Source organism: Planococcus alkaliphilus, assembly GCF_057031095.1.
Window position 1 is genome coordinate 1246809 of the sequence record NZ_CM168060.1, and the last position, 24373, is coordinate 1271181.

15 protein-coding genes, 20 tRNA genes and 3 rRNA genes are annotated in these 24373 nt (G+C 46.2%); 33 read left to right on the forward strand and 5 right to left on the reverse strand.

What is annotated here, in order from left to right; genetic code table 11:
- The first annotated feature begins 10 nt into the window (after nucleotides 1-10).
- Entirely contained in the window at nucleotides 11-385 is a 375-nt protein-coding gene (gene yugI, locus AC2EXB_RS06435; RefSeq protein ID WP_235198801.1) for a S1 domain-containing post-transcriptional regulator GSP13, read from the forward strand.
- A gap of 49 nt (nucleotides 386-434) precedes the next feature.
- Here the strand turns inward: yugI and AC2EXB_RS06440 are convergent, their stop codons facing one another.
- The gene (locus AC2EXB_RS06440; protein WP_483604147.1) at nucleotides 435-1748 is read right to left on the reverse strand and encodes an AAA-type ATPase lid domain-containing protein; all 1314 of its coding nucleotides are present in this window, start codon (nucleotides 1746-1748) and stop codon (nucleotides 435-437) included.
- A gap of 139 nt (nucleotides 1749-1887) precedes the next feature.
- Between AC2EXB_RS06440 and pruA the strand changes: the two genes are divergently transcribed.
- From pruA to AC2EXB_RS06460, 4 genes are all read left to right on the forward strand, one after another.
- Nucleotides 1888-3432 carry an L-glutamate gamma-semialdehyde dehydrogenase gene (pruA, locus tag AC2EXB_RS06445; protein ID WP_483604148.1) on the forward strand — a complete coding sequence of 515 codons (1545 nt, stop codon included), beginning with the start codon at nucleotides 1888-1890 and terminating at the stop codon, nucleotides 3430-3432.
- A 79-nt stretch (nucleotides 3433-3511) separates the two neighbouring features.
- Complete coding sequence (locus AC2EXB_RS06450) at nucleotides 3512-4705, forward strand: ornithine--oxo-acid transaminase (RefSeq protein ID WP_483604149.1); 1194 nt, start codon at nucleotides 3512-3514, stop codon at nucleotides 4703-4705.
- Nucleotides 4706-4788: 83 nt separating this feature from the next.
- Complete coding sequence (locus tag AC2EXB_RS06455) at nucleotides 4789-6033, forward strand: Glu/Leu/Phe/Val family dehydrogenase (RefSeq protein ID WP_235198805.1); 1245 nt, start codon at nucleotides 4789-4791, stop codon at nucleotides 6031-6033.
- Nucleotides 6034-6140: 107 nt separating this feature from the next.
- A complete protein-coding gene (locus AC2EXB_RS06460; protein ID WP_483604150.1) occupies nucleotides 6141-7304 on the forward strand; it encodes an iron-containing alcohol dehydrogenase in 1164 nt (387 codons plus the stop codon).
- Between the two features lie 39 nt (nucleotides 7305-7343).
- Here AC2EXB_RS06460 and AC2EXB_RS06465 read toward each other — a convergent pair whose 3' ends face one another.
- Complete coding sequence (locus tag AC2EXB_RS06465) at nucleotides 7344-8345, reverse strand: cation diffusion facilitator family transporter (RefSeq protein WP_483604151.1); 1002 nt, start codon at nucleotides 8343-8345, stop codon at nucleotides 7344-7346.
- Nucleotides 8346-8357: 12 nt separating this feature from the next.
- A complete protein-coding gene (locus AC2EXB_RS06470; protein WP_483604152.1) occupies nucleotides 8358-9086 on the reverse strand; it encodes an MgtC/SapB family protein in 729 nt (242 codons plus the stop codon).
- Nucleotides 9087-9189: 103 nt separating this feature from the next.
- On the opposite strand from AC2EXB_RS06470, the gene AC2EXB_RS06475 reads away from it, so the two are divergent.
- The 24 genes from AC2EXB_RS06475 to AC2EXB_RS06590 all read left to right on the forward strand — a co-directional run bounded on the left by AC2EXB_RS06475 (nucleotide 9190) and on the right by AC2EXB_RS06590 (nucleotide 17223).
- Nucleotides 9190-10092: a DMT family transporter gene (locus tag AC2EXB_RS06475; protein WP_483604153.1), complete on the forward strand. Its 903-nt coding sequence runs from the start codon at nucleotides 9190-9192 to the stop codon at nucleotides 10090-10092.
- 284 nt (nucleotides 10093-10376) lie between these two features.
- Nucleotides 10377-11926: ribosomal RNA gene (locus AC2EXB_RS06480) — 16S ribosomal RNA — on the forward strand.
- Between the two features lie 206 nt (nucleotides 11927-12132).
- Nucleotides 12133-15067 (forward strand): 23S ribosomal RNA (locus AC2EXB_RS06485).
- A 142-nt stretch (nucleotides 15068-15209) separates the two neighbouring features.
- Nucleotides 15210-15325, forward strand: a 5S ribosomal RNA gene (rrf, locus tag AC2EXB_RS06490).
- Together the 16S, 23S and 5S rRNA genes with 20 tRNA genes alongside form the textbook arrangement of a ribosomal RNA operon.
- Nucleotides 15326-15334: 9 nt before the next feature.
- Nucleotides 15335-15410 (forward strand) — tRNA-Val (locus tag AC2EXB_RS06495).
- Between the two features lie 13 nt (nucleotides 15411-15423).
- Nucleotides 15424-15499: transfer RNA gene (locus tag AC2EXB_RS06500), tRNA-Thr, on the forward strand.
- A 10-nt stretch (nucleotides 15500-15509) separates the two neighbouring features.
- Nucleotides 15510-15585: transfer RNA gene (locus AC2EXB_RS06505), tRNA-Lys, on the forward strand.
- Nucleotides 15586-15606: 21 nt separating this feature from the next.
- Nucleotides 15607-15691 (forward strand) — tRNA-Leu (locus AC2EXB_RS06510).
- 5 nt (nucleotides 15692-15696) lie between these two features.
- Nucleotides 15697-15771: transfer RNA gene (locus tag AC2EXB_RS06515), tRNA-Gly, on the forward strand.
- Between the two features lie 30 nt (nucleotides 15772-15801).
- Nucleotides 15802-15890 (forward strand) — tRNA-Leu (locus tag AC2EXB_RS06520).
- Nucleotides 15891-15933: 43 nt separating this feature from the next.
- Nucleotides 15934-16010 (forward strand) — tRNA-Arg (locus tag AC2EXB_RS06525).
- Between the two features lie 25 nt (nucleotides 16011-16035).
- A tRNA-Pro gene (locus AC2EXB_RS06530) sits at nucleotides 16036-16112 on the forward strand.
- A gap of 6 nt (nucleotides 16113-16118) precedes the next feature.
- Nucleotides 16119-16194, forward strand: a tRNA-Ala gene (locus tag AC2EXB_RS06535).
- Nucleotides 16195-16215: 21 nt separating this feature from the next.
- Nucleotides 16216-16289, forward strand: a tRNA-Met gene (locus tag AC2EXB_RS06540).
- Nucleotides 16290-16297: 8 nt separating this feature from the next.
- Nucleotides 16298-16374: transfer RNA gene (locus AC2EXB_RS06545), tRNA-Ile, on the forward strand.
- A 15-nt stretch (nucleotides 16375-16389) separates the two neighbouring features.
- Nucleotides 16390-16482: transfer RNA gene (locus AC2EXB_RS06550), tRNA-Ser, on the forward strand.
- 75 nt (nucleotides 16483-16557) lie between these two features.
- Nucleotides 16558-16634, forward strand: a tRNA-Met gene (locus AC2EXB_RS06555).
- Nucleotides 16635-16637: 3 nt separating this feature from the next.
- Nucleotides 16638-16713, forward strand: a tRNA-Asp gene (locus tag AC2EXB_RS06560).
- A 19-nt stretch (nucleotides 16714-16732) separates the two neighbouring features.
- Nucleotides 16733-16808 (forward strand) — tRNA-Phe (locus tag AC2EXB_RS06565).
- 5 nt (nucleotides 16809-16813) lie between these two features.
- Nucleotides 16814-16887: transfer RNA gene (locus AC2EXB_RS06570), tRNA-Gly, on the forward strand.
- Between the two features lie 10 nt (nucleotides 16888-16897).
- A tRNA-Ile gene (locus AC2EXB_RS06575) sits at nucleotides 16898-16974 on the forward strand.
- A 1-nt stretch (nucleotide 16975) separates the two neighbouring features.
- Nucleotides 16976-17050: transfer RNA gene (locus tag AC2EXB_RS06580), tRNA-Asn, on the forward strand.
- Nucleotides 17051-17054: 4 nt separating this feature from the next.
- Nucleotides 17055-17145: transfer RNA gene (locus AC2EXB_RS06585), tRNA-Ser, on the forward strand.
- A gap of 6 nt (nucleotides 17146-17151) precedes the next feature.
- Nucleotides 17152-17223: transfer RNA gene (locus tag AC2EXB_RS06590), tRNA-Glu, on the forward strand.
- Between the two features lie 65 nt (nucleotides 17224-17288).
- On the opposite strand, the gene AC2EXB_RS06595 is transcribed toward AC2EXB_RS06590, so the two are convergent.
- Together AC2EXB_RS06595 and AC2EXB_RS06600 are read right to left on the reverse strand one after the other, a co-directional pair.
- A complete protein-coding gene (locus tag AC2EXB_RS06595) occupies nucleotides 17289-18275 on the reverse strand; it encodes a DMT family transporter (RefSeq protein WP_483604154.1) in 987 nt (328 codons plus the stop codon).
- A gap of 193 nt (nucleotides 18276-18468) precedes the next feature.
- Nucleotides 18469-19380 (reverse strand): 1,4-dihydroxy-2-naphthoate polyprenyltransferase, encoded by a 912-nt coding sequence (locus AC2EXB_RS06600; protein ID WP_483604155.1) that lies wholly within the window; start codon nucleotides 19378-19380, stop codon nucleotides 18469-18471.
- A gap of 171 nt (nucleotides 19381-19551) precedes the next feature.
- Between AC2EXB_RS06600 and AC2EXB_RS06605 the strand changes: the two genes are divergently transcribed.
- The 4 genes from AC2EXB_RS06605 to menB are packed head-to-tail and all read left to right on the forward strand — an operon-like array spanning nucleotide 19552 to nucleotide 24269.
- Complete coding sequence (locus AC2EXB_RS06605) at nucleotides 19552-20937, forward strand: isochorismate synthase (protein WP_483604156.1); 1386 nt, start codon at nucleotides 19552-19554, stop codon at nucleotides 20935-20937.
- Nucleotides 20930-22630, forward strand: a complete 1701-nt coding sequence (gene menD / locus AC2EXB_RS06610; RefSeq protein WP_483604157.1) for a 2-succinyl-5-enolpyruvyl-6-hydroxy-3-cyclohexene-1-carboxylic-acid synthase — start codon at nucleotides 20930-20932, stop codon at nucleotides 22628-22630. The genes AC2EXB_RS06605 and menD overlap by 8 nt, the downstream gene beginning before the upstream one ends.
- Nucleotides 22627-23454 carry a 2-succinyl-6-hydroxy-2,4-cyclohexadiene-1-carboxylate synthase gene (menH, locus tag AC2EXB_RS06615; protein WP_483604158.1) on the forward strand — a complete coding sequence of 276 codons (828 nt, stop codon included), beginning with the start codon at nucleotides 22627-22629 and terminating at the stop codon, nucleotides 23452-23454. Before menD ends, menH begins: the two co-directional genes overlap by 4 nt.
- Entirely contained in the window at nucleotides 23451-24269 is an 819-nt protein-coding gene (gene menB / locus AC2EXB_RS06620) for a 1,4-dihydroxy-2-naphthoyl-CoA synthase (protein ID WP_224077328.1), read from the forward strand. The genes menH and menB overlap by 4 nt, the downstream gene beginning before the upstream one ends.
- Nucleotides 24270-24373 lie beyond the last annotated feature (104 nt).

A 24373-nucleotide genomic window follows, 5' to 3' on the forward strand; every position in this document is an offset into this window, starting at 1 on the left:
CGGGTAGAACATGACAAAAACATATCAAACAGGAGACACAGTCTCAGGAAAAGTAACAGGAATCCAGCCATACGGTGCATTTGTAGCGCTTGACGAGCAAACACAAGGCTTGGTTCACATTTCAGAAATCACTCACGGCTACGTAAAAGAAGTCAGCGAATATCTTTCAGTTGGCCAAGAAGTAGACGTAAAAGTTTTGGAAGTTGATGAAAAATCTAAAAAAATCAGCTTGTCAATCCGCGCATTGCAAGAGCAGCCACCAGCAGCTCAACGCAGCGAAAAGCCAAAACAATCTCTTCAGTCGCACGTGAATGAAAATGATTCAGAAGGATTCAACTCATTGAAAGACAAAATGCAAGAGTGGATCAAACGTTCTGGACAATAATTAAAATGAAGCCGGCTGTAAAGCCGACACAAAAAAACGAAGCACAAGGTTATCCTTGCGCTTCGTTTTTTTTGATTTTCCGCAGCCGATATTGTAGGTTTTGCCGGCTCATGCCGAGTGCAGCCGCCGCTTTCGTGACATTGCCCTGGTGCAAGTCCATCGCTTTTTGAAGGTAGTAGATCTCCGCTTCCAGCAAATAATCATCCAGCGGCAGCAACTCTTTTCCAGAATGGAGGATGAAATCCTCAGGAGTGGCAGAGCCGCTTCGCTGGGCTTTCACTTTAAAATGCTGCGGCAGCAGCTGGTACGTTATTTTTTCTTGAGTGGTCAACAGGGAAGTCGCTTCATCCAAAATCAGTTCGAGCTCTTTTAAATTGCCTGGCCAGTCGTACGATAAAAACAATTCTTCCACTTCATCGTCAAGACCGGACACGATCGACCCAAAATGCATCCGGTGGCGTGATAGATAGTCTTCGACGAAGGGCACGATATCTTCTTTCCGATTGCGCAGGGGCTCCAATTGAATCGTCATGGCGGAAAAGAAATAATACAACTCTTTCAGCAATTTTTCCGAACTGATAAGTTCTACCGGATCTTCACCGACGCTGGCAATGAAATAAGTGTCCTTAGCAGAGTGGGACTTGGCCATTTTCAATAAATGCTCTTGGAGAGAGAGGGAAAGAAGGTCGATCCGTTCACAGTAAATTGTGCCGCTGGAATGTTCCGCTAAATCGGATCCAAGGCGGTCAATCATTTCCTGGTCCGTGCCGTGGCAATACAGAGTGTGCAGCTGCCCTTCAGAAGATGAAGCGAAATGGATAGCTTCAGCAATCAACTCTTTCCCGGTTCCTGCTTCACCGATTAACAGTACCGGCAATTTGATCATGGCCGCTTTTTCGGCCGTGCCAATCACTTGCTGCATGCTGTCGGATATGGCTGAGATGCTATTGAAGGTAATCGGCTCTTCGTATTTTTTCAATGGCTGATAAACCGCTTTTTCCAGTGTTGTTACGTCTTGGGAAATCTCAATCGCACCGACCAATTGATCTTGATCAAATACCGGATATGTATCATTGATGGTCGTGATTTCCTGTCCTTTGCGATTCCAGTAGGTCTGTTTTCGATTGAAAACCGGCAAGCCGCTTTGCAGAACTTGGAGCAGCGTACTCTCATGCTGATCAAACCGGAACATTTCAAGCAACGAACGATCCGCTAACTCTTCAAAATCAAACCCTTCAATTTCTTTCATTTTATCGTTGTACAAGATGGTTTTTCCTTTGGTGTCAATGGCATGAATGCCCACGGCCACACGTTCAACTGCGAATTGATAAAACAAGGAAAGATCCTTTTCAGACGCACTCAAGTTCTTCACTCCAAAATTATTTTGACTTTATTCGTTAAAATACTTGAAAAATGCAATTATCTTTTGCATTATTATAAGTATAAACTGTTTGTAAGTGCAAATTTTTTTTGCGCTTAAACAAATTTCAAGGAGGATTCACATGATTCCCTATAAACACGAACCATTTACTGATTTTTCACAAGAAGAAAACCGCAACGCGTACCTAGAAGGGTTAAAGACAGTTGAAGCTTATCTTGGGCAAGACTATCCATTAATCATCGGCGGCGAACGTGTTACGACTGAAGATAAAATCGTTTCATTCAATCCTGCGGACAAAGAAGAAATCATTGGCCGTGTTTCTAAATCAAATAAAGAGTTAGCTGAAAAAGCGATGCAAAGTGCGCTTGAAGCTTTTAAATCATGGAAAAAAGTGAAGCCTGAAGTGCGTGCAGATGTACTATTCAAAGCAGCAGCGATCATTCGCCGCCGCAAGCATGAATTCTCTGCACTTTTGACAAAAGAAGCCGGAAAGCCTTGGAACGAAGCAGATGCCGATACAGCTGAAGCCATCGACTTCTTGGAATACTACGGCCGTCAAATGCTTCGCCTAAAAGACGGCATGCCAGTAGAAAGCCGTCCAGGTGAATACAACCGCTATGACTACATTCCACTAGGAGTCGGCGTTGTCATTTCACCATGGAACTTTGCATTTGCGATCATGGCAGGGACAACGGTTGCAGCTATGGTTACAGGAAATACAGTTCTATTAAAACCTGCTTCAACAACTCCGATCGTTGCGTATAAATTCATCGAAGTCCTTGAAGAAGCAGGCATGCCTGCAGGCGTAGTCAACTACATCCCAGGACCAGGCGGAGAAGTTGGAGATTACTTGGTTGATCATCCAAAAACTCGCTTTATCTCATTCACAGGATCACGTGCAGTCGGTCTTCGCATCGCTGAACGTTCAGCTAAAGTGAATGAAGGGCAAATCTGGATTAAGCGATTAATCGCTGAAATGGGCGGTAAAGATACAATGGTTGTTGATAAAGAAGCAGATCTTGAATTGGCTGCTCAAACGATTGTAAAATCAGCCTTCGGATTCAGTGGACAAAAATGTTCAGCAGCTTCACGTGCAGTGATCGTCGAGGACGTTTACGATACAGTGCTTGAGCGCGTTATCGAATTGACGAAAGAATTGACGATTGGTAATCCAGTTGAACAATCGAACTTCATGGGACCGGTTATCGACGCAGCGGCATTCAAAAAAATTACGGATTACATCGAAATCGGAAAAGAAGAAGGACGTTTAGTGGTCGGCGGAACTGGCGATGATTCAACAGGTTACTTCGTGAACCCGACGGTCTTTGCAGATTTAGACCCGAATTCACGCATTATGCAAGAAGAAATCTTCGGGCCAGTCATCGGAATTTCAAAAGCGAAAGGTTTTGATCATGCGCTTGAAATTGCCAACAACACGGAATACGGCTTGACTGGAGCGGTCATCACGAATAACCGCGAACACTTGGAGCAAGCGCGTGAAGAATTCCATGTCGGAAACCTTTACTTCAACCGCGGCTGTACAGGCGCGATCGTTGGATACCAACCATTCGGTGGATTCAATATGTCAGGGACTGACTCTAAAGCAGGCGGACCGGATTATTTAACACTTCATTTGCAAGCAAAAACTACATCTGAAATGTTATAATCATTCCGTTAATGTTATAATTATTCATTGAAAAGGCAGACTGATCGTCTGCCTTTTTTAAAAATAAGGAGGAATTGACATGACTAAGACGCAAACAATCATTGAAACTACTGAAAAATACGGTGCCAACAACTATCATCCACTGCCAATCGTCATCACAGAAGCAGAAGGTGTATGGGTAAAAGATCCAGAAGGCAATAAATTCATGGATATGCTTTCTGCATACTCGGCAGTAAACCAAGGCCATCGCCATCCGAAAATCATTCAAGCACTGAAAGACCAAGCGGATCGTGTAACGTTGACTTCACGTGCTTTCCACAATGACATGCTGGCTCCTTGGTATGAAATGATCTGCAAGATTTCTGGAAAAGAAATGGCATTGCCGATGAACACAGGAGCAGAAGCGGTCGAAACAGCATTTAAAGCTGCTCGTCGCTGGGCTTATGATGTTAAAGGGGTAGAAGAGGGACAAGCAGAGATCATTGCGTGCAACGGAAATTTCCATGGCCGTACAATGACAGCGGTATCATTATCTTCTGATCCTGAATACCGCAGAGGGTTCGGGCCAATGCTGCCAGGCATCAATTTGATTCCTTTCGGAGATCTTGAATCCTTAAAAGCTGCTATTACGCCAAATACAGCTGCATTCTTGATCGAACCGATTCAAGGCGAAGCAGGAATCATTATGCCGGAAGAAGGCTTTTTGAAGGCAGCAAGAGAACTTTGCCGCGAGAATAACGTCCTATTCATTGCCGATGAAATTCAATGCGGCCTTGCACGTACAGGCAAAATGTTCGCGTGTGAATGGGAAGACGTAAACCCGGACATGTACATACTTGGAAAAGCACTTGGCGGCGGTGTCTTCCCGATCTCGTGTGTAGTCGCTGACAGCGATATTCTAGGTGTATTCAACCCGGGCTCGCATGGCTCTACATTCGGCGGCAACCCGCTTGCTTGTGCCGTATCGATTGCGTCAATGGAAGTACTGCAAGAAGAAAATTTGGCACAGCGTTCTCTTGAACTTGGAGAATATTTCATGGAAAGACTTCGCGAAATCGAACATCCTTCTATTAAAGAAGTGCGCGGCCGCGGATTGTTCATCGGCATGGAATTGACAGAAGAAGCTCGCCCTTATTGTGAGCAGCTGAAAGAGCTAGGTTTATTATGCAAAGAAACGCATGATACGGTTATCCGTTTTGCGCCACCTTTGGTTATCTCAAAAGAGGATTTGGATTGGGCGATTGAACGTATTCAAAAAGTATTTGCAAAATAACAACTACCTAGCAAATGCAAAGTCAATTATGTTACACTAGTGGCGGAGTAATTACTATAAATATAAAGAGGCGAATTAAAACAATGGCTGAAAACCTGAACTTGTTGACGTCAACGCAGAACGTTATTAAAACTGCATTGGATAAACTCGGATACGAAGAATCGATGTACGAACTTCTTAAGGAACCGATGCGAATTATGGAAGTGCGTATTCCGGTTCGAATGGATGACGGAAATGTAAAAGTGTTCACTGGATTCCGTGCGCAGCATAATGACGCAGTAGGGCCGACAAAAGGCGGAGTGCGTTTCCACCCGGAAGTGAACCGTGAAGAAGTTATGGCATTGTCTATGTGGATGACGCTTAAATGCGGCATTGTAGATTTACCTTACGGCGGCGGTAAAGGCGGCATCATCTGTGACCCGCGTGAAATGTCAATGTACGAAATCGAAAAATTGAGCCGCGGCTATGTAAGAGCGATCAGTCAGATTGTTGGACCGAACAAAGATATTCCAGCGCCGGATGTATTTACAAATTCTCAAATCATGGCATGGATGTTTGATGAGTACAGCAAAATCGATGAATTCAATTCACCTGGTTTCATTACCGGTAAACCGATTGTCCTAGGTGGTTCTCAAGGCCGGGATAAAGCGACTGCTCAAGGTGTAACCATTGTTATTAATGAAGCTGCTAAAAAACGCGGTTTGAATATGAAAGGCGCTCGTGTCGTTATCCAAGGTTTTGGCAACGCAGGAAGCTTCCTTGCAAAATTCTTGCACGATGCAGGAGCGAAAGTAGTCGGCATTTCGGATGCCTACGGCGCATTGCATGATCCAGACGGTCTGGATATCGACTATCTGCTGGATCGCCGCGATAGTTTCGGTACCGTAACTACGTTATTTGACAACACCATTACAAACAAAGAATTGTTTGAGTTGGATTGCGATATCATCGTTCCGGCTGCAATCTCTAATCAGATTACAGCTGAAAACGCACCGAACATCAAAGCTTCCATTGTAGTTGAAGCGGCTAATGGTCCGACAACTGCAGAAGCTACGAAGATTTTAACGGATAAAGGTATTCTTTTAGTTCCGGATGTATTAGCAAGTGCTGGTGGAGTTACGGTTTCTTACTTCGAATGGGTACAGAATAATCAAGGTTATTACTGGACTCAAGAAGAAGTGGATGAAAAGCTCAACAAAAAGCTGGTTGATGCATTTGAAAACGTCTATAACGTTGCAACTACGCGAAATATCGATATGCGACTTGCCGCTTATATGGTAGGTGCCCGCAGAACTGCAGAAGCTGCACGCTTCCGTGGTTGGGTTTAAGAGAAAAAAAGCCGCTCCTGGAATTTCCAGGAGCGGCTTTTTGGTGCATAATTTTTGCGTTTTCCTTTTCCTATCGACATAATAGTAATGGAAAAGGAGGTTAAAAAATGAATTCATTTTCTTTCTATAACCCAGTAAAACTAATATTTGGCAAAGGCCAACTCGAAGCACTTAAAACAGAGTTACCAAATTATGGTAAAAAAGTTTTAATAGTTTACGGTGGTGGCAGCATCAAAAAGAACGGTCTTTATGATGAAGTGATTGATACCTTAAACCAAGCAGGTCTTGAAATCTTCGAATTAAGCGGGGTAGAGCCAAACCCGCGTATTACAACGGCTCGTAAAGGCATTGAAATCTGCAAAAAAGAGAACATCGATGTCCTGTTGGCAGTCGGAGGCGGTTCAGTTATTGACTGCACGAAGTTGATTGCGTGCGGAGCTACATACGATGGGGATGCATGGGACTTTGTTTCCCGTAAAGCCCAGCCAGAAGGCGCTTTGCCTTTCGGAACGGTATTGACGATTGCTGCAACAGGTTCCGAAATGAACGCAGGATCTGTTATTACCAATGAAGAAACACAAGAAAAGTACGGCTGGGGAAGCCCGTTTTCATTCCCGAAATTTTCAATACTGGATCCAACTTATACATTATCGGTTCCAGAAAACCACACAGTCTACGGAATTGTTGACATGATGTCGCATATTTTCGAGCAGTATTTCAATAATGCCTCGAATATACCAGTTCAGGACCGTATGTGTGAAGGGGTATTGAAGGCGGTTGTTGAAACGGCACCGAAACTGATGGAAGACCTTCAAAGCTATGAACACCGTGAAACAATTATGTTCGCAGGTACGATCGCATTGAACAAATTCCTTGAAATGGGTTACCGGGGAGACTGGGGATCGCATAATATCGAACATGCGGTATCTGCAGTTTATGACATTCCGCATGCAGGTGGGCTTGCAATCCTATTCCCACAATGGATGCGCCATAATGCAAAAGGAAATCCAAGCAAATTTGCGCAATTGGCAGTCCGTGTATTTGAGGTAGATCCTGAAGGGAAGACGGAAGAAGCGATCGCTTTCGAAGGAATCGACCGTCTCCAGGAATTCTGGACTTCATTAGGAGCTCCGACAAAACTGGATTATTACGGCATAGACGATTCGAAAATCGACTTAATGGCCGAAAAAGCAATGATCTATGGTGAATTCGGCAACTTCGCTAAACTAAACGGCGAAGACGTCAAACAAATTCTTCAAGCTTCACTATAAGCATAGAAAAAGACCAGGCAATGAGCGCCTGGTCTTTTTCTATGCTTTTGGTTCTCTGAGCGGCGGCAATGATTCAGGGCGTGTGCTCAAGTGTTTCCAATGCGTTTCTCCATCGTCTGCATCGAATGTTATGAGCACATCATCAACGCTTGGTTGGCTCAATATGAGCTGTGCTAATAAATCCTGCAATTCGTCGGCTTCTTTAACAGATAATTCAGGGTCAATTTCGATTTTCGTTTCAACATGCAAAAATTCGCCTTCTTTTACAACTTCGAGTTCTTTGATATCGCGAACGCCTGAATGATCAGATAACACATGAGCAATATGATTGACCATCTGCTCATCTGTTTCCCCAATCGCACCGCGGGCATTTTCAAGGAATACCGTCATTACGACATAAAACATCATAAGCCCGATTGCGATGGATGCAGCACCCTCAATTGCAAGGAAACCGGTAAAATGTGCAATCAGTACTGCGATTAATGCGAGAACGCCGCCGCCTGTTGCAACCAAATCTTCCATAAATACAAGTTTAGTGGCAGGTTTTGCTCGGTTTAAATGAGCAAAGCTTGTAGTGATCGGCGCCATAATGCCGCCTTTAACTCCAGATTCATGCAAAACTTCTTTGCCTGCTTTATATAAAACTGCAAATTCAAGAATAACAGCTATTGATAAGACCACAACACTTATGATAAACCCTTCCGCTTCAACAGGATGGGTCAATTGATGCCAACCTTCCACAATCGTTTCATAAGCCATGATTCCAACAATCAACACCGCTCCAAGCAGTACCAGGTTTAAAAGTCTGCCAAATCCATTAGGAAATCTTTTAGTCGGCGCTTTTTTAGATAAAGCGGAGCCGATGAAAACGAAATATTGGTTAGCGGCGTCTCCAATCGAATGCATTGTTTCAGCAAACATCGCAACATTCCCAGTGAAGAAAAACGCGACACCTTTCATGATGGCGATTAATGTATTCATCACCGCAGCAAGTAAGGAAGGCCTATTGCCTCCTTTTAATAACTTAAAAAATTCACCCATTCAAATTCCTCCTCAGCTAATCAATTCAATTTCTACTTTGTCAACGTGTTTAATTTTCAAGATTCTTTCATATAAAGCGATTGTCTCAGTCTCTTGGAGAAAAGAAGCGCGTATCGCCACTTCATGGCAAGGGAAATCTGCTTCCCTATGTTGGAAGAGAGACATTGCTTCTATAATAACACCTTCTGATGTTATTTCTTTGACCGCCTCATCGATATGAGACGAATCTGAAATGAAAATTTTGATATTCGCTTCAATCAATCGCAGTCGCTTTGGCCCGAATCTAAAGAGAAGGGGAGGAACTATCTCGATTCCGATTAGAATAATCAGTACCGAAAAGGCTGCTTCTACGTAAAAACCCGCAGCTACAGCTATGCCAATACCACCAGCACCCCAGATCATCGCAGCAGTTGTTAAACCGGAAATGGAATCATTGCCGCGTTTTAAAATAACACCAGCTCCAAGAAAACCGATTCCTGAAACAATTTGGGCAGCCAGACGAAGCGGATCCATCGTAATATTTACATTAGCATACTCGCTTCCTTCTGCTAGGTACGCAGACTCGATTGAAATGATCGTCAGCAAACAACTAAATGTAGCAATGACGATACTCGTCTTTAAGCCAACAGGCTTTCTTTTTAACTCTCGCTCAAGTCCTATCACTAAACTAAGGAGTGCGGCTACCAGAAGTTTAATGAAAGTTTCAAGGGAAGCGATAGGCAGGAAGGTGAAAAAATCCATAACAGCACTCCTTTCAAATGATGGTTGATAAAGAAAGGGGGACATGTCACACTATTTAAAGTGTGAAAACCTTACATAAGCAACTTAGAGAAGAGGCGTCTATATGGAAAAACCAGTTGTTCATCCTTTTATCCCGATTATCATTGGTGTATTCTCTGTCGCGTTATCAGCAATTTTTGTGAAAATGACTTCTGCCGATTCTGGAGTTACTGCTTTTTATCGAATGCTTTTCTCAATTCTTATAATGAGTCCAGTGTTCTTTATGAAATATACCCAAGAAATCAAGAAGCTAAGCAAAAGAGATTGGGTATTCACTTCGATAGCAGGTATTTTTTTAGCCTTTCATTTCATTTTATGGTTTGAATCGTTGAATTATACATCTGTCGCGAGTTCAACAGTGCTTGTAACATTGCAGCCATTATTCGCATTTGCAGGAACCTATTTCTTTTTTAAAGAGAAACTTTCTATTAAAACACTTGTTTCAGGACTAATTGCCGTACTCGGAAGTGTTTTAATCGGCTATGGTGATTTTAAAATTAGCGGTTCTGCTTTATATGGAGATATCTTAGCTTTAATTGCCTGTGCATTAATTACAGGCTATCTGCTGTTTGGTCAAGATGTACGCCAAAGATTGTCATTGATTACTTATACTTTTGTTGTTTATAGCTTTAGTACAATAACATTGTTCTTCTATATAATTGCAAAAGGTGAATCTTTTGGTCCTTATCCTGCTTCAGAATGGATGTGGTTTTTACTTTTAGCGATCATTCCTAACTTACTTGGACATACACTATTCAATTGGTCTTTAAAATGGGTAAGTACGAATGTCATTTCAATCGCAATTCTTTTTGAGCCTGTTGGAGCTGCTATATTAGCTTATTTCATACTTGGAGAGCTGTTAAGTTCCTCTCAAATTATAGGCGGAACAGTTGTGTTATGCGGCATAATCCTATTCGTTGCAGACTATGGGAAAATAAAATCATTCTTTTTTAGAAAAAGGGGTTGATTTTCTGCGCTCGGCGGTTTATATTTATATATGTCCTTAAGACGACCGAAAAAATATTTTAAAATAGTATTGACAGCAAGTCGTGCCTAAGGTATATTAATAAAGTCGCCAATGAGTGCGGCAACATGAACCTTGAAAACTGAACAGCAAAACGTCAACAATAACGGCAACGGACCTTCGGGTCCCGCGCCACAACTTACTGATCAGGCTCAGCCAGATCAAAGCGAATCGCGCGTCTTTTCGGAGACGGCGATGCGCCAGCATTGAGCAATCAATACTACTCTATAATGGAGAGTTTGATCCTGGCTCAGGACGAACGCTGGCGGCGTGCCTAATACATGCAAGTCGAGCGAAACACTTGGAGCTTGCTCCAAGCGTTTAGCGGCGGACGGGTGAGTAACACGTGGGCAACCTGCCCTGCAGATCGGGATAACTCCGGGAAACCGGTGCTAATACCGAATAGTTTGAGGCCTCTCCTGAGGCTTCACGGAAAGACGGTTTCGGCTGTCACTGCAGGATGGGCCCGCGGCGCATTAGCTAGTTGGTGGGGTAACGGCCCACCAAGGCCACGATGCGTAGCCGACCTGAGAGGGTGACCGGCCACACTGGGACTGAGACACGGCCCAGACTCCTACGGGAGGCAGCAGTAGGGAATCTTCCGCAATGGACGCAAGTCTGACGGAGCAACGCCGCGTGAGTGACGAAGGTTTTCGGATCGTAAAACTCTGTTGTGAGGGAAGAACACGTACCAACTAACTATTGGTACCTTGACGGTACCTCACCAGAAAGCCACGGCTAACTACGTGCCAGCAGCCGCGGTAATACGTAGGTGGCAAGCGTTGTCCGGAATTATTGGGCGTAAAGCGCGCGCAGGCGGTTCCTTAAGTCTGATGTGAAAGCCCACGGCTCAACCGTGGAGGGTCATTGGAAACTGGGGAACTTGAGTGCAGAAGAGGAAAGTGGAATTCCACGTGTAGCGGTGAAATGCGTAGAGATGTGGAGGAACACCAGTGGCGAAGGCGACTTTCTGGTCTGTAACTGACGCTGAGGCGCGAAAGCGTGGGGAGCAAACAGGATTAGATACCCTGGTAGTCCACGCCGTAAACGATGAGTGCTAAGTGTTAGGGGGTTTCCGCCCCTTAGTGCTGCAGCTAACGCATTAAGCACTCCGCCTGGGGAGTACGGCCGCAAGGCTGAAACTCAAAGGAATTGACGGGGGCCCGCACAAGCGGTGGAGCATGTGGTTTAATTCGAAGCAACGCGAAGAACCTTACCAGGTCTTGACATCCCGCTGCCCGCCTTGGAGACAAGGCTTTCCCTTCGGGGACAGCGGTGACAGGTGGTGCATGGTTGTCGTCAGCTCGTGTCGTGAGATGTTGGGTTAAGTCCCGCAACGAGCGCAACCCTTGATCTTAGTTGCCAGCATTCAGTTGGGCACTCTAAGGTGACTGCCGGTGACAAACCGGAGGAAGGTGGGGATGACGTCAAATCATCATGCCCCTTATGACCTGGGCTACACACGTGCTACAATGGACGGTACAAAGGGCAGCCAACCCGCGAGGGGGAGCCAATCCCAGAAAACCGTTCTCAGTTCGGATTGCAGGCTGCAACTCGCCTGCATGAAGCCGGAATCGCTAGTAATCGTGGATCAGCATGCCACGGTGAATACGTTCCCGGGCCTTGTACACACCGCCCGTCACACCACGAGAGTTTGTAACACCCGAAGTCGGTGGGGTAACCCTAGTGGAGCCAGCCGCCGAAGGTGGGACAGATGATTGGGGTGAAGTCGTAACAAGGTAGCCGTATCGGAAGGTGCGGCTGGATCACCTCCTTTCTAAGGATTTATTCGGAAACAAGATCTCCGGATCTTGTGTTGACGTTTTGCGTTCAGTTTTGAAGGTTCACCCTTCAGGCGTGAGCCTGTTTTGTGACTTCAAACTTGTTCTTTGAAAACTGGATAAAACGACATTGAAACAAATGAAAACAAGCAATTCATGCAAGCACGATCCCAATTGGGATCCACTTTTTAACAAACCACTTGGTTAAGTTAGAAAGGGCGCACGGTGAATGCCTTGGCACTAGGAGCCGAAGAAGGACGGCACTAACACCGATATGCTTCGGGGAGCTGTAAGTGAGCTGTGATCCGGAGATTTCCGAATGGGGGAACCCACCGCCTTTAATGGGGCGGTATCCATGTGTGAATACATAGCACATGAGAAGGCAGACCCAGGGAACTGAAACATCTAAGTACCTGGAGGAAGAGAAAGCAAATGCGATTCCCTGAGTAGCGGCGAGCGAAACGGGAACAGCCCAAACCAAGAGGCTTGCCTCTTGGGGTTGTAGGACACTCATTGCGGAGTTACAAAATCCGAATTTAAGCGAAGCGACCTGGAACGGTCCGCGAGACAAGGTAACAGCCCTGTAGCTGAAAGGTTCGGATCTCCCGAGTGGATCCTGAGTACGGCGGAACACGTGAAATTCCGTCGGAATCCGGGAGGACCATCTCCCAAGGCTAAATACTCCCTAGTGACCGATAGTGAACCAGTACCGTGAGGGAAAGGTGAAAAGCACCCCGGAAGGGGAGTGAAACAGATCCTGAAACCGTGTGCCTACAAGTAGTCAAAGCCCGTTAATGGGTGATGGCGTGCCTTTTGTAGAATGAACCGGCGAGTTACGATTGCATGCAAGGTTAAGCTGAGAAGGCGGAGCCGCAGCGAAAGCGAGTCTGAATAGGGCGAATGAGTATGCAGTTGTAGACCCGAAACCAGGTGATCTACCCATGTCCAGGGTGAAGGTAAGGTAACACTTACTGGAGGCCCGAACCCACGCACGTTGAAAAGTGCGGGGATGAGGTGTGGGTAGCGGAGAAATTCCAATCGAACCTGGAGATAGCTGGTTCTCTCCGAAATAGCTTTAGGGCTAGCCTCAATCGTTTAGAATCCTGGAGGTAGAGCACTGTTTGGACTAGGGGCCCATCCCGGGTTACCGAATTCAGACAAACTCCGAATGCCAGTGATTTATGATTGGGAGTCAGACTGCGAGTGATAAGATCCGTAGTCAAGAGGGAAACAGCCCAGACCACCAGCTAAGGTCCCCAAATATCCGTTAAGTGGAAAAGGATGTGGCGTTGCTTAGACAACCAGGATGTTGGCTTAGAAGCAGCCATCATTTAAAGAGTGCGTAATAGCTCACTGGTCGAGTGACACTGCGCCGAAAATGTACCGGGGCTAAACGGATTACCGAAGCTGTGGATGGACCTCATCTGAGGTCCGTGGTAGGAGAGCGTTCTAAGGGCGTTGAAGTCAGACCGGAAGGACTGGTGGAGCGCTTAGAAGTGAGAATGCCGGTATGAGTAACGAAAGACGGGTGAGAATCCCGTCCACCGAATGCCTAAGGTTTCCTGAGGAAGGCTCGTCCGCTCAGGGTCAGTCGGGACCTAAGTCGAGGCCGATAGGCGTAGACGATGGACAACAGGTTGATATTCCTGTACCACCTCCCCGCCGTTTGAGCAATGGGGGGACGCAGAAGGATAAGGTGAGCGCGCCGTTGGTTGTGCGCGTCCAAGCAGTGAGGCGTGGAATGAGGCAAATCCCATTCCTGATACGTTAAGCTGTGACGGCAAGAGGATTCATCCTCGAGTCCCTGATTTCACACTGCCAAGAAAAGCCTCTAGCGAGGCGGGAGGTGCCCGTACCGCAAACCGACACAGGTAGGCGAGAAGAGAATTCTAAGGTGAGCGAGTGAACTCTCGTTAAGGAACTCGGCAAAATGACCCCGTAACTTCGGGAGAAGGGGTGCTCTGGTAGGGTGTTACAGCCCGAGAGAGCCGCAGTGAATAGGCCCAGGCGACTGTTTAGCAAAAACACAGGTCTCTGCAAAACCGTAAGGTGACGTATAGGGGCTGACGCCTGCCCGGTGCTGGAAGGTTAAGGGGAGTGCTTAGCGCAAGCGAAGGTGCGAACTGAAGCCCCAGTAAACGGCGGCCGTAACTATAACGGTCCTAAGGTAGCGAAATTCCTTGTCGGGTAAGTTCCGACCCGCACGAAAGGCGTAACGATCTGGGCACTGTCTCAACGAGAGACTCGGTGAAATTATAGTACCTGTGAAGATGCAGGTTACCCGCGACAGGACGGAAAGACCCCGTGGAGCTTTACTGTAGCCTGATATTGAATTTTGGTGCAACTTGTACAGGATAGGTAGGAGCCTTTGAGCCCGGAGCGCCAGCTTCGGAGGAGGCGTCGGTGGGATACTACCCTGGTTGTATTGAAATTCTAACCCACACCCCTGATCGGGGTGGGAGACAGTGTCAGGCGGGCAGTTTGACTGGGGCGGTCGCCTCCTAAAGAGTAACGGAGGCGCCCAAAGGTTCCCTCAGAATGGTTGGAAATCATTCGCAGAGTGTAAAGGCACAAGGGAGCTTGACTGCGAGACGTACAGGTCGAGCAGGGTCGAAAGACGGGCTTAGTGATCCGGTGGTTCCGCATGGAAGGGCCATCGCTCAACGGATAAAAGCTACCCCGGGGATAACAGGCTTATCTCCCCCAAGAGTCCACATCGACGGGGAGGTTTGGCACCTCGATGTCGGCTCATCGCATCCTGGGGCTGTAGTCGGTCCCAAGGGTTGGGCTGTTCGCCCATTAAAGCGGTACGCGAGCTGGGTTCAGAACGTCGTGAGACAGTTCGGTCCCTATCCGTCGCGGGCGCAGGAAATTTGAGAGGAGCTGTCCTTAGTACGAGAGGACCGGGATGGACACACCGCTGGTGTACCAGTTGTTCTGCCAAGGGCATCGCTGGGTAGCTATGTGTGGCCGGGATAAGTGCTGAAAGCATCTAAGCACGAAGCCCCCCTCAAGATGAGATTTCCCATTGCGCAAGCAAGTAAGATCCCTCAAAGACGATGAGGTAGATAGGTTCGAGGTGGAAGCGTGGCGACACGTGCAGCTGACGAATACTAATCGATCGAGGACTTAACCAAAATGGCTTTCTGAAGAGCGCGTTGCGTTGGTTTCATGTCGAATATCCAGTTTTGAAAGAATAAGGCAAAAGTTTTTTTAAAAAAAGCTTGAAATACCAGTCAGAATTGGTATAATAAAACTTGTCTTTCAAAAATCAAATAGTCCAGTGATGATGGCAAAGAGGCCACACCCGTTCCCATCCCGAACACGGAAGTTAAGCTCTTTTGCGCCGATGGTAGTTGGGGGTCTCCCCCTGTGAGAGTAGGACGTCGCTGGGCATACATACTGGAGGATTAGCTCAGCTGGGAGAGCATCTGCCTTACAAGCAGAGGGTCGGCGGTTCGATCCCGTCATCCTCCACCATTTTTTCTCTTTCGCCGGAGTAGCTCAACTGGTAGAGCAACTGACTTGTAATCAGTAGGTTGAGGGTTCAAGTCCTTTCTCCGGCACCACTTTTCATGAGAGCCATTAGCTCAGTTGGTAGAGCATCTGACTTTTAATCAGAGGGTCGAAGGTTCGAATCCTTCATGGCTCACCATTTTAATTTCATTATTGCCACGCGGGTGTGGCGGAACTGGCAGACGCACTAGACTTAGGATCTAGCGCCTTCGGGCGTGGGGGTTCGACTCCCTTCACCCGCACCATTTTTGCGGAAGTAGTTCAGTGGTAGAACGCCACCTTGCCAAGGTGGAGGTCGCGGGTTCGACCCCCGTCTTCCGCTCCAATTTTTTGCAGCAATTCAAAGCCGACCCATGCCGGGGTGGCGGAACTGGCAGACGCACAGGACTTAAAATCCTGCGGTAGGTGACTACCGTACCGGTTCGATTCCGGTCCTCGGCACCATCTTTGTTTGCAGAAAAAACCGTCAGGTTTTCATCATGAATAAGCGCCCGTAGCTCAATTGGATAGAGTACTTGACTACGAATCAAGCGGTTAGAGGTTCGAGTCCTCTCGGGCGCGCCATATTTTTACACTCAGCATTTAAGTTCGGGAAGTAGCTCAGCTTGGTAGAGCACTTGGTTTGGGACCAAGGGGTCGCAGGTTCGAATCCTGTCTTCCCGACCATTCAATGGGGCCTTAGCTCAGCTGGGAGAGCGCCTGCCTTGCACGCAGGAGGTCAGCGGTTCGATCCCGCTAGGCTCCACCAACTATATATTATAAAGATCCTGGCGGCGTAGCTCAGCTGGCTAGAGCGTACGGTTCATACCCGTAAGGTCGGGGGTTCGATCCCCTCTGCCGCCACTTTTTTAGGACCTTTAGCTCAGTTGGTTAGAGCAGACGGCTCATAACCGTCCGGTCGCAGGTTCGAGTCCTGCAAGGTCCACCATTTACCTATTATCACGGAGGAATACCCAAGTTTGGCTGAAGGGATCGGTCTTGAAAACCGACAGGGGAGTCAAATCCCGCGGGGGTTCGAATCCCTCTTCCTCCTCCATCTTTATAAAAAATGTGTGGACTATCCTTTTTAAAACTTCTATATAATAGAAGAAACTAATATCAATATTATTATCGCGGGGTAGAGCAGTTCGGTAGCTCGTCGGGCTCATAACCCGGAGGTCGCAGGTTCAAATCCTGCCCCCGCAACCAAATGGTCCCGTGGTGTAGCGGTTAACATGCCTGCCTGTCACGCAGGAGATCGCCGGTTCGATCCCGGTCGGGACCGCCATTTTTTATCTTTCAAATGTGGGTCAGTAGCTCAGTTGGTAGAGCATTAGATTGAAGCTCTAAGTGTCGGCGGTTCGATTCCGTCCTGACCCACCATTTATGCGGGTGTAGTTTAGTGGTAAAACCTCAGCCTTCCAAGCTGATGATGAGGGTTCGATTCCCTTCACCCGCTCCATTATACATATGGGCCTATAGCTCAGCTGGTTAGAGCGCACGCCTGATAAGCGTGAGGTCGATGGTTCGAGTCCATTTAGGCCCACCATTCCGAAGTAGCTCAGTGGTAGAGCACCGCACTGTTAATGCGATGGTCGTAGGTTCGAGTCCTACCTTCGGAGCCATACTGGGGAAGTACTCAAGTGGCTGAAGAGGCGCCCCTGCTAAGGGTGTAGGTCGGGAAACCGGCGCGAGGGTTCAAATCCCTCCTTCTCCGCCAGTAATTGGCCCCTTGGTCAAGCGGTTAAGACACCGCCCTTTCACGGCGGTAACACGGGTTCGAATCCCGTAGGGGTCATATAAAAGTGTCATGCATTCATTTGCATGGCATTTTTTTTTGCGTAAAAAAAGCAGCTGTTTATTTTAAAGCGGCTGCTTTTTAGTTAAGGTCTCTATGTTTGTGTTCCGGGTTAGTTTGATTGCAGAGAGCTGGCTATGGATAATCATGCCAGCCATGACGATGGCAATGCCAACCCAGGAAAGTGGTGTAGGCAAAGCGATCGATAAGATAAGAATTTCGCCAAATAACGCAAAAAGCACTTCTAGTGACTGTGTCGCTTCTACTGCCGCTAGTTTTTTCATATCTTTTCGAACCAAATCGGTAGCTTTAAAAAACAGAACTGTAGCTATGACACCAGAACTCACTGCTACTATTAGCGATTGCAAGCTTTGGTTTATACTTGGGAGTCCTTCAGTTGCTAGTGCAAAGAAAGATAACACCAACCAAAAAGGAAGACTTGCTAAAGTCATTCCAAGAACGCGCTGGTAAGCGTCTAGCTGGTCATTGCAAAGCGCCATCATTTTCCGGTTGCCCAATGGGAAGGCGAAGGAGGCGACTAAAACGGGCAAAAATCCCATTAAAAACGTTTGAAGAGGGATTTCTTGTGCATGTTCTAGTTGCATGATAATAACTCCTAGCAAAATAAGAAAAGAAAAAGCTAATCCTTTATAAGGAATTTTTTCTCTCAATTGGATTTGGCCTTTTGCTGTTTGTATTGTATAGAAAAAAAGAGGGGCAAGCAATGAGCCCGAAATGATCGTTATCTGCCAAGTTCCAGCAATAAGCCAGCCGGGTGAATAGGCTGCGGCAAAGCATAATGGCGCATAGAAAAGTACGAACCCGATAAAACTCCATAGCAGCCAGCTCATGGGGGCCTTTCTCATTTGCTTAAAGAGAGGAATTAAGTTTCTGCGTGCCAGTACTATCACTAAAAGAAACGGGATCATAAAGATGTAGCGTAAAGATGCGCTCCAGAGCCAGCTTCCACCTGTTGCTTCCATACTGGCATTGAAAACGAATGTGAAAGCGAAAAAGAAGGCAGCGATTACTCCGATTATTATTGGTCTCATTGGTTCACCTCACTTTAGCTATATATAAATTTATTCTAATATATCGTTTTTGAAAATTTCGGTCAACAAGGTCAAGTAACAAAAAGGGCCTTTCCAATAAGTTGAGTAAAAACTTGTTGGAAAGGCCCATGGCTTCTAATAAAACTTAATTATTGATTTTGTCTCTGCAGCGATGAATAGATCCGGTGCTGTTTTAAAGAAGATGATGAATGAGAAGCCCAATGCCCAGCAAGAAGGCGAATAAGGTATTTGTAATGCCTGTCGCTTTCATTGCAGGCATGACTTCTAATGGTTTTGTGTAGCGTCTAAAAGTTTTTACTACATTCAACGCTTTAGGAGCGCTAAGGAATACTAAAAGGGTCCATGGCGTTAAATCATTGAAAATCACTAATGCTAAGATCCATAGATAAGAAATGGCAAAGAACGATGCTAATATCGCGACTCCGGCTGGTCTGCCTGCCAGGATCACTAGAGTTTTACGGCCGCTTGCAGCGTCTCCGACCATATCACGGATATTATTGGTCATCATGATAGCTGCAACTAGTAAGGTGCTTGGTACAGCTAGCAATGAAGCTTCTACTGTTACAGACATCGTTTGGATATAGAACGCAATGATTACAATCAAATAGCCCATAACGACTCCAGAGAATAATTCACCAAATGGCGTGTAAGCGATTGGGTAAGGTCCGCCTGTATACAAATAGCCAATAGCCATTGCAGCACCGCCTACCACAAGCAGCCACCAGCTGGTTTGAGAGCAAATCCAAATGCCGATGACAGCAGCGATTAAATAGAGAAACAAGGCAAGTGATAAAACAGTTTTTGGTTTAACACCGTTTCGGACAATGGCACCGCCGATACCGACCGATTTTTCATTATCCAATCCTCGAGCAAAATCATAATACTCATTGAACATATTGGTTGCTGCCTGGATCAATAAACTCGCAATGAGCATAGCCAGAAATAATCCCCAATGGATATCCGTATAGTTGATGGCAATCATGGTGCCTAAAAAAACGGGAGCAAACGATGCGGTTAAAGTATGGGGACGGGTTAATTGCCACCATACGCGCCAGCCGCTGTCTGCCTGAATGGAATGTGTCATGTTGTGTACCTCTCCTTTAATTCTTTCCACCCTTTATTGTACTTCAAATTCAGGCTAAATACAGCATATGGTGTGCTGAAATTAGAAGAAAAGAGTATGATAGAGGGTAGAGATTTAAAAAGTGAACTTTCACGTATATAGTGTACTTAAATGAAAAACGGAGGTAATTTGATGAATTCACAGCAGTATTCATCGCCGGAAAATTTTACGGATACGCGCTACTTAGCCTATCGATTTTATACGGAAACGATTGAAGTATCCAGAATGTCGGCTTTGGCTTTTTTTGAAGCAGGCGAGCAGCAGTTTAAAGGAAACCGGATGTTTTGGCAAAATCGTGAAAAGACGTTCACCTGGGTTGGTCTTGGCCACGCACATGTGATCACAGCACATAGCCTTCATGGACGTTTTGAGCATGTTAAAAAAGAATGGCAGACTTTGTGCAAGCAAATTGTCAATGAAGAACGGGAAGTTCAGCCGATTCTATTCGGTGGTTTCTCTTTTGATCCGTTAAATGAGAAACAGAGTGTATGGACAAAATTTCCAGAAGCTTATTTTGCAGTACCAACTTTTCAATTGATTATTAAAGGCGAAAGAGCATTTGTAAGCATTCATTTAATTACAAAGGAAAAAGAAACGTTTGCTGCATTTGATGCTTTGCGCAAAGAGCGGGATCGGTTAATTCATGCAGCTCAAGTATCAGAACTCAAAAAATACCGTAAACCGCTAGTCGTTAAGCGGACAGAACTTAAGAAAAAAGAATACCTGGATTCGATTAAAAAAGTGACCGCTGTTATTAAAGCGCAACAGGCGGAAAAAGTAGTAATTGCTCGAGCCTTAAAGCTGAATTTTGATCAGCCCTTGGAACCGGCGGCGGCTCTTTACCAAGTTTCAGAAGAACAGCCGGAAAGCTTTCTATTTGGAATGGAAGCAGAAAATCAGTTTTTCTTTGGGGCGACCCCGGAACGATTGGTTAAAGTGCAAGATCGGCAAGCACTGTCTACTTGTTTAGCTGGGTCGACTCCACGCGGCAAGACTGTGGAAATCGATACAGCACTTGGAAATGAATTATTGAATGATAAGAAAAACCGTTCGGAGCATCAATTTGTCGTGAAGATGATCAGCCAAGTATTTAATGCACATAGTTCGAAGATGTTTGTGCCAAAAATGCCGAAATTGATGAAAATACGGGATATCCAACACCTTTATACGCCGGTTGAAGGAGAGTTGAAAGAAGGGTCCAATTTGTTGGATCTTGTGCAGGATTTACATCCGACACCTGCTCTTGGCGGCGAACCGAAACAGGAAGCGATGAGTTTGATTCGCCAGTATGAAACGATGAGCCGCGGCTATTATGCTGCCCCTGTCGGCTGGATTGATGCAAATGGCGATGGTGAATTTGCTGTCGCTATACGTTCCGCTTTGCTTGATGGAAAAGAAGCTTATTTATATGCAGGAGGGGGAATTGTTGAAAATTCTCACCCTGAAGCAGAATATGACGAAACATGGGTTAAATTTAGACCGATGCTCCGTGTCCTTGGAGGTCAAATGAGTGACTAATCGCAAATCGTTAACAGAATATGTATCAGCTTTTACCCACTCTCTCGTACATTTAGGAGTGGAAAATGTGGTCATCAGTCCAGGTTCGCGTTCCACACCGCTTGCCTATGCCTGCATGAAGCAAGAGGGATTGACGGTTTATCGCCAAATCGATGAACGTTCCGCTGCTTATTTTGCTTTAGGGCTGGCGAAAGCATCCGGCAATCCAGTCATGCTGCTCTGTACATCTGGAACGGCAGCAGCCAATTATTTCCCAGCGATTGTAGAAGCGTATTATGCGCGTGTTCCTTTACTCGTAGTGACAGCTGACCGGCCACATGAATTGCGTGAAGTGGGTGCGCCTCAAGCGATCAATCAAATCAACCTTTTTGGTTCCCATGTTAAATGGTCGGCAGATTTGCCGATGCCGGAGCCGGAAAATCAATTGAGTTTCTTATCCCGGCATTTGCACCGGTCGATTGCGACTGCCAAAACTGCGCCGAAGGGCCCTGTGCATTTGAATGTGCCTTTCCGTGAGCCGCTGCGGATCGATTTTGAACAAAGCTACGAAAGTTCTGGAGAAATGATGCATTTTACAGGAGATTTTGTGTTAACTAATGAAACAAAATCTTTTCTGCAGGATTTATTGACTAAAGAACGGGGATTATTGGTAGTCGGTGAAATGACGGAGCGGATGCCCATAGAATTCTGGGAGTTTGCCCGGAAATTAAATTGGCCGATTCTAGCGGATCCTTTATCCAATCTCCGTTCAGGGGTGAAAGAAGAGCTTCAGTATTTAATCATTGATTCGTATGATGCGCTATTGAAAAATGGGGAGTTTAAGGAAGCGATGGCGCCTGATGCAGTGATTCGGATTGGACCTCAGCCGGTTTCGAAGCCGTTGACTTTGTTCTTGGCCAGCGTTAAGCCGGAAACTTATGCTGTTTTCGATGAAAGTCCGATGATGCGTGATGCACAGTCTGTGGTGACGCATCATATCCAAGCGCCTCCAAAAGAATTATGGAAGCTTGAAATGGAGCCAAAGCAGCATAATGCATTTACTGAGAAATGGCAGACAGCTTCTGCGTTGTACTGGGAAATTGTCGAGCAGCATTGCCAAGATGAAATGGATGAAGGCGTTCTTGCTAAAGTGCTGTTCGAAGAATTGGACGCTTGCGATTTGATCGTCGGCAGCAGTATGCCAATTCGGGATGTGGACACGTTCTTCCATACGAACGGACGGCAAGCCATGTTGTATGCAAATCGGGGAGCGAATGGAATCGACGGTGTCGTTTCTACTGCATTCGGCGTACAGGCGGCTTCCAAACGCCCTGCTTATTTATTAATCGGTGATTTGTCGTTCTTGCATGATATGAATGGATTGATCGCTTCTAAAATGCAGGAAACGGATTTAACAGTGGTTGTGATGAATAATGACGGCGGCGGAATTTTTTCTTATTTGCCGCAATCGGAAGAAGAGCGGCATTTTGAAGCGCTGTTCGGTACACCGACCGGCTTGAAATTTGAAGATGCGGCGCGCATGTACGATGCGGAATATGCTGCCGTTGAAACGAAAGAGCAATTGATCGAGGCTTTGCGTCTACCGAAAGAAAAACAAGTCAGAATCATTGAAGTCTTTACCGATAGACAGCAAAATGTCCGCAGCCACCGGAAACTATGGGATCGATTCAACGAGGAGCTGGCAAAGCAATGACTGTGAAAGTTAACGGCTTGGATTACCATGTAGAAATTTGGAATGATGACAAATCTCCGACGATCGTTTTTTTACATGGATTTACTGGCAGTACTAAAACATGGCAAAGAATAGCCGGTTCGCTGTCCGACTACAAAGTGGTCTTGGTCGATCTCCTCGGCCACGGCAAAACGGCTGTGCCGCAAGATGCCTCCCGCTACGTCATGGAACTTCAAGTGCGTGACTTGCATGATTTATTTTCTGAGCTCGGCTTTACGGAATTTGTCCTTGCGGGCTATTCAATGGGCGGCCGAACTGCTCTAGCTTATGCTATTGCCCATCCGGAACGCTTGCAGGCACTTATCCTGGAAAGTGCATCGCCGGGGCTTAAAACCGCAGCTGAGCAGGTAGAACGCCAGCAACGCGACAGTGAACTTGCCTTAACGATTTTAGCAAATGGAATCCAGTCTTTTGTTGATAAGTGGGAAAACATCCCGCTTTTTGACAGCCAGAAAAAATTGCCGTTTGAAATTAGAGATGAAATAAAGCAAGAGCGCCTAAGCCAGCAGCCGCAAGGGCTCGCAAACAGCTTAATCGGCATGGGAACAGGCTCGCAGCCTTCTTATTGGAACCATTTAAAAGACATCCATGTTCCGGTATTGCTGATAACAGGCAGCATGGATTTGAAATTCGAGGCTATTGCCGGTGAGATGAAAACGGCTTTTTTACAGGTGCAGCACCAAATAGTCGAAGCAGGACATGCAATTCATGTGGAAAAACCGGCTGAGTTTGCTACAATAGTAGATGAGTATTTGAGATTGAACATCCAAGGAGGAAAATCATGACACGCGAATGGGTAACAGAACGTACATATGAAGACATCAAATATGAGACGTATAACGGCATTGCCAAAATTACCATCAACCGTCCGGAAGTGCGCAATGCATTCCGTCCGAAAACAGTCCATGAAATGATCGATGCATTTTCACGTGCACGCGATGATTCAAAAGTAGGCGTAATCGTCTTAACAGGTGAAGGCGAAAAAGCATTCTGCTCAGGCGGAGACCAAAGCGTCCGCGGGCACGGGGGCTATGTAGGAGAAGATGAAATTCCACGTTTGAACGTATTGGACCTTCAACGTCTAATCCGTGTAATTCCAAAACCGGTAGTAGCGATGGTTGCAGGATATGCAATCGGCGGCGGACATGTCTTGCACGTAGTCTGCGATTTGACGATTGCAGCTGACAATGCACGTTTCGGCCAGACAGGACCACGCGTCGGTTCTTTTGATGCTGGATACGGTTCAGGCTATTTGGCACGTATCATCGGCCATAAGAAAGCGCGTGAAATTTGGTACCTATGCCGTCAATACGACGCGCAAGAAGCACTTGATATGGGCTTAGTCAACACGGTAGTGCCATATGAGCAGCTTGAAGATGAAACGGTTAAATGGTGCGAGGAAATGCTCGAAATGAGCCCGACAGCCCTTCGTTTTGTAAAAGCGGCAATGAACGCAGACACAGATGGCCTTGCTGGACTTCAGCAAATGGCGGGAGACGCTACATTGCTTTACTACACAACAGACGAAGCGAAAGAAGGACGCGATGCGTTTAAAGAAAAACGCAAACCGGATTTCGGCCAATTCCCACGTTTCCCTTGATCAATGAATAATCGAAAGCTGTCCTCTTAGGGGGACAGCTTTTTTTAGAAAATAAAATGCTGTAAAAACTGGAATTGCGTATTCGATAGCTAGACGTGCATTTG